The sequence below is a fragment of the Bauldia sp. genome (assembly GCF_020442045.1).
In the GTDB taxonomy this organism is placed as follows: domain Bacteria; phylum Pseudomonadota; class Alphaproteobacteria; order Rhizobiales; family Kaistiaceae; genus Bauldia.
Genome location: NZ_JAGRLA010000153.1, coordinates 1 through 5,714 on the forward strand (window position 1 = coordinate 1; position 5,714 = coordinate 5,714).

Here is a 5,714-nt window from a genome sequence, read left to right on the forward strand (position 1 = left end):
CTGGCTCGCCAGCATCTCGCCCAGGCCCTTGAAGCGCCCGATCTCGACCTTGCCGCGACCGCTGAACTCGCTCGCCAGCAGCTCGTCCTTGTGGCGATCGTCGCGGGCATACATCGTCTTGCCGCCCTGGCTGATCCTGTAGAGCGGCGGCACCGCCATGTAGAGATGGCCTCCCCGCACGAGCTGCGGCATCTCCTGGTAGAAGAAGGTGATCAGCAGCGAAGCGATGTGCGCGCCGTCGACATCCGCGTCGGTCATGATGATGATGCGGTCGTAGCGCAGGTCCTCGTCGCGGTATTTCGACCGCGTGCCGCAGCCGAGCGCCTGGATCAGGTCGGAGATCTGCTGGTTGGCCGTCAGCTTGTCGTGCCCGGCGCTGGCGACGTTGAGGATCTTGCCGCGCAGCGGAAGGATCGCCTGCCTGGCGCGGTCGCGCGCCTGCTTCGCCGAGCCGCCGGCCGAATCGCCCTCGACGATGAACAGTTCCGCACCCGCCGCCGCGTTCTGCGTGCAGTCGGCGAGCTTGCCCGGCAGCCGCAGCTTGCGCACCGCGCTCTTGCGGTTGACCTCGCGCTCCTGGCGCCGCCTGAGCCGCTCGTCGGCGCGCGCGATCACCCAGTCGAGCAGCTTGGTGGCTTCCTGCGGATTGTCGGCCAGCCAGTGGTCGAACGGGTCGCGCACCGCGTTCTCCACGATGCGCTGTGCCTCGACCGTCGCGAGCTTGTCCTTGGTCTGGCCGACGAATTCGGGCTCGCGGATGAACACCGACAGCATGCCTGCCGCCGACACCATGATGTCTTCGCTGGTCACCACGGAGGCGCGCTTGTTGCCGATCAGCTCGGCATGGGCGCGCAGGCCGCGCAGCATCGCGTTGCGGAAGCCGGCCTCGTGCGTGCCGCCCTCGGCGGTGGGAATGGTGTTGCAGTAAGAGTTGAAGAACCCGTCGCCGGTGTACCACGTGACGGCCCATTCGAGCGAGCCGTGCCCGCCGGGCTTCTCGCTGCGCCCCGAAAACGGCTCGCGCGTCACCTGCATCTCGCCGTCGAGCGAGGCCGCCAGATAATCCTTCAGCCCGCCGGGGAAGTGGAACGTCGCGCGCTCCGGCGTCTCGTCCTTCTCCTTCAGGAGCGAGGGGTCGCAGACCCAGCGGATCTCAACGCCGCCGAACAGATAGGCCTTCGACCGCGCCATGCGGTAGAGCCGTGCCGGAACGAACCGGGCGCCAGCGCCGAAGATGTCGGCGTCGGGCTTGAAGCGGACGCGGGTCCCGCGCCGGTTGTGGACCTCGCCGAGCGACTGAAGCCCGCCCTTCGGTACGCCGCGCGAGAAATCCTGCCGGTAGAGCTTGCGGCCGCGCGCGACCTCGACCTCCAGCTTCTCCGAAAGCGCGTTGACGACGGACACGCCGACGCCGTGCAGACCGCCGGAGGTCTCGTAGACCTTGGAATCGAACTTTCCGCCGGCATGCAGCGTGGTCATGATGACCTCGAGCGCCGACTTGGACTTGAACTTGGGATGCGGATCGACGGGAATACCGCGCCCGTTATCGGTCACAGCGAGGAAGCCGTCGGCGTCGAGCTCGACTTCGATGAAGGTGGCATGGCCGGCGACGGCCTCGTCCATCGAATTGTCGATGACCTCGGCGAACAGATGGTGGAGCGCCTTCTCGTCGGTGCCGCCGATATACATGCCCGGGCGCCGGCGCACCGGCTCCAGGCCTTCCAGCACCTCGATGTCCGCCGCGCTGTAATTGTCGCTGGCATCCTTCGCCGGCGCCGGGCGGCGCTGCGCCTCCCGGACAATCGGGTCGACACGTTCCGCGGGCGCCGGCTTGTCCTGCAGGGCGCCGAAAAGGTCGTTATTGTCGTCCATTCAGAGTTGCCGCTTTCCAGTCTGCGAATCACCGCCGATAGTGGCATTTTTCAGATGGCGGCGCGAGCGAGGTTCCCGTTCCGTTCGGCGCAGTATGCCGGATCATCCTCCGGCCACATGTTCGAGGATGCGTTCGGCCTCGGAGGGAGTTATTGCCGAGGCGTTGAAGTGCGCGCTGAGGCGCAGCCCGCCAGCATTCTCCACGACCCCGACAGCCAGATGGGTGAGGGGCCGGATCGGAGGTAGCAGGTCGTAACTGTCCAGCACAAGGTCGCCGGCGCGCATGATCCCGTCCGTTCCGGCGAGAGGGCTATCGCGGAAGACCCGGCCGAGATTGCTCAGCACGGCCGTCGAGTGGCAGTGACCCGGTCCGCAGACCCAGACGAGGCCTCCCCGGATCGCCCCGAAGGCGGAAACCGCCCGGTGCAGCGTCAGGCCGGCGCGATGGCGCTTGATGTGTCGTGTCTCGGCGACGATGCCTTGGAGAAGCCCGTCAGCATCCTCGAACGCCGCCGGCCTGCGCCCGAGAAAGGCCATGCCAACCACATTGGCGGCCGGCATCGCCGCCAGCTTTGCGTCGCGCAGGTTTGTCGGCATCGACAGCCGGACCGGCCGCGGCCCGCCCGATGCGCGGTTGTGCGCGTCGATCGCCAGGAACATGTTGCGCAAGAGAAGATCGTTCAGGGTTCCATCAGCTGCCCGGGCCAGCGACCGCAGGCGGTCGATGCCGTCCGGCGTGATGTCCAGCGACCGGTGTGCGGGAAACGGCTGCCCGCCCGCCGCGGGGTCGCGGTTGGCGCCGCCTTGCGATGAGGCCACGGGCGAAGCGGGCCGAAACAACCTCAGGCCGCGCAGAATGTCGATTGGCAGGCGTGCGAGGCGCTCGCGCCGCCCAAGCCCCGGCTCGGACCGGCGTTCGAGAAGTGCTGCATCCAGTTCGATGCGGTCTGGCGGAGCGCCTGCCGATCCGGGAGCGGCATATTCGGCCAGCACGTCTTCCAGAAAGCGCGTGATGCCGATCCCGTCGCAGACCGCGTGATGGACCTGTATCCACAGTTCCGATCGGTTGGCGTCGGTTTCGATGAAGAAGAAGCGAAGGCCGACTTCCCGTCGGAGATCGAGATAGGGTTCGCCGCCCGGATAGTCGATCGGTCCTGCCTGCGTGGCAAAAGCGATGTAAGGCTCCGGCTGCGGCGCCTCGATCCAGTGGAGGTCGCGCGTGCGGGCCTGTCGCCTGCCGGAGATGACCGCCCGTGTGAGTGGATGTCGCATCTGCGCATGGCGGATGGCAGTGCGCATCCGCGTCGGGTCGGGCCGCCCCGAAAAGCCGGCGCGCACGAAAAAGGTCATCGGCGCCGGCCGCCTGTCGTCGGCGTACATGTAGTGCTCGAAGGAGGTTAACCGCATTCGCTGTCAGCCTGCACGCGCCCGTCTCCCCTCCGACCAGCGGCGCCAACGTCCGCTCTGCACTCGTGTTTGGCGATTCGTCCGCCGGTTCAGTCACCTTTTAGCGATCGTCTTTAGCCGCGGATAACCACGCGGAATGATAACGGCCGCTTCGGCGCTCGGCCATGCCCAATTCTTTAGGACTCGTCCCTAGCGTGACACGGATCAACAGCCGGAATCCGACTGAAGGGCATTGGGGCGTGAAGCGTAAAATCATCACCATGATCGGCATCGCCGCCATTTTTGGCGCGGCATCGATATTCGCCGCGGACATATGGCTCAAGAGCGCGGCTCGGTCGCAGGCCCGGCCCCAGCCTGTCGTTGCCGAGGCGCCGAAGGTCGAATTCAAATCGATCGTCGTGGCCAAGGCGCCGCTTCGCTTCGGTATGACGCTCGAACCGGCTTTGCTTGAGGAAATTCCCTGGCCGCAGGACGCATTGCCCGACGGTGCGTTTCCGACGGTCGACGCATTGCTGTCCGAAGGCGGGCGGGTCGTGCTGTCGCCGGTCGAGACCAACGAGCCGGTGCTGCTCGCCAAGCTGTCCGGACCGAACGGCCGCGCCACGCTGTCCAACATTCTCGCGCCCGGCATGCGCGCCGTCACCATCAAGGTGGACGAGATCGCCGGCGTCGGCGGATTCATCACCCCGGGCGACCGGGTCGACGTGGTGCTGACGCGCAATGCCGGCAACATCCGCGAGGTCGAGGGCAATGCCAAAGGCGCTTCGGGCTCGACGATCACCACCGAAATAGTCGTCGAGAACGTCAAGGTCCTGAGCGTCGGCCAGGGTGCCGACGAGCGTCAGACGGGTCCCAGGGTAACGGATTCGGTCACCATCGAAGTCAACGCGGAAGGCGCGCAGAAGGTCGCGCTCGCCCGCAATGTCGGCTCGATGTCGCTGCTGTTGCGCTCCGCTGGAGAGGGCGGAACGGCGGCGGCCGGTCTCGTCACGATTTCTTCCTTTGGCGGATCGGTCGCCAAAAAGTTCAGCGATGCCGCGGGCTCCATGATCGAGAAGGTCAAGGCCGAGGAGCCCGAGAAGCAGAAATTCACGACGGTGATCGTCACGCGGGGACTGGAGGCCAAGAGCTACCAGGTCGTGACGCCTCCACAGGAATAGGGGAGCCGGGCGGCCGGCGAGGGGACTGAAGATGTTCAAGTTGAACGAAGGCAAGGCGCTGCGGCGCGGTGGCGGGTTCTGGCGGACCGTCGCACTGGTTGCCGCGCTCGTGTTTGCGATGCCGGTGGTCGATGCCGGCGCCCAGGATGGCGTCGTGCAGATCGCGGCCGGGCGCGCATCGTCGATCAAGGTTGCCAAGGGCAAGCCACGGACGATCAAGACCAGCCAGCCTTTCTACGAGATCGTCATCGGCGATCCGGAGATCGCCAACGTCAATCCACTCACCGACCGCTCATTCTATGTACTCGGCAACCAGCTCGGGACGACCGGCATCGCGTTGTTCGACACCAACAAGCAGCTCGTCGGCACGTTGGATATCGAGGTCACGCTCGACACCGACCGGCTGGCGACGACGATCCGCGAAGCCGTGCCAGGCACCAACATCAAGGTCGGATCGGCCAATGGCCGGCTCGTGCTCTCGGGCTCGGCCGAGGATTCGGTGGCCGCCGAGAAGGCGAAGAACATTGCGAGCCGCTTCTCCGGTCAGGAGGAGATCATCAACTCGGTCAACATCTCGTCGTCGCAACAGGTCCAGCTCAACGTCCGCTTCGTCGAGATCAATCGCCAGGTCGGGCAGGAACTGGGCTCTGAACTGGGCGTGACATATGCGATGCCCGGCGGCAGCGCCGTGTCGTTCAACGCCAGGCCGAAGGCGACCAACAACATCCCCGCCACCGAAGTCATCGCCACCTACATGAATGGCGGACTATCCATCGATCTCGCCATCGAGGCGCTGGAGGATCGCGGCGTCGCCCGTCGTCTCGCCGAGCCGAACCTCATCGCGCGCTCCGGCGAACGGGCATCGTTCCTGGCAGGCGGCGAATTCCCGATCCCGGTGGCGAGCGAGGAGAATACCATCACGATCGAATACAAGCGCTACGGCGTCAGCCTGGACTTCACGCCGACCGTGCTCAGCGACGGCCTGATCAGCCTCGAGATCGAACCCGAAGTCTCGTCCATCGACACTTCGGCTTCCTATCAGGTCGGCAACATCTCGGTGCCGGGCTTCGTCGTGCGCCGCGCCAAGACATCGGTCGACCTGAAGAACGGCCAGAGCTTCATGATCGCCGGCCTTTTGCAAAGTCACAACGACATGGGGACCCAGCGTGTGCCGGGGCTCGGCAAGATCCCGGTGCTCGGTGCGCTGTTCTCATCGAAGGCCTACCAGCGGCGCGAAACCGATCTCGTCATCATCGTCACGCCGTTCCTGGTCAA

At 65.8% G+C, this 5,714-nt stretch carries 4 protein-coding genes; 2 read left to right on the top strand and 2 right to left on the bottom strand.

Features of this window, described 5'->3' with window-relative positions; genetic code table 11:
* Together KDJ86_RS16970 and KDJ86_RS16975 are read right to left on the bottom strand one after the other, a co-directional pair.
* Positions 1-1,872, bottom strand: a 1,872-nt coding sequence (locus tag KDJ86_RS16970) for a DNA topoisomerase IV subunit B (protein WP_291748507.1), incomplete at its 3' end; no start/stop codon positions are given.
* A 102-nt stretch (positions 1,873-1,974) separates the two neighbouring features.
* A complete protein-coding gene (locus KDJ86_RS16975; protein ID WP_291748510.1) occupies positions 1,975-3,252 on the bottom strand; it encodes a hypothetical protein in 1,278 nt (425 codons plus the stop codon).
* 266 nt (positions 3,253-3,518) lie between these two features.
* Between KDJ86_RS16975 and cpaB the strand changes: the two genes are divergently transcribed.
* Both cpaB and KDJ86_RS16985 read left to right on the top strand, forming a co-directional pair.
* Positions 3,519-4,439 carry a Flp pilus assembly protein CpaB gene (cpaB, locus tag KDJ86_RS16980; RefSeq protein ID WP_291748512.1) on the top strand — a complete coding sequence of 307 codons (921 nt, stop codon included), beginning with the start codon at positions 3,519-3,521 and terminating at the stop codon, positions 4,437-4,439.
* Between the two features lie 118 nt (positions 4,440-4,557).
* Positions 4,558-5,714, top strand: a 1,157-nt coding sequence (locus KDJ86_RS16985) for a type II and III secretion system protein family protein (protein WP_291748515.1), incomplete at its 3' end; no start/stop codon positions are given.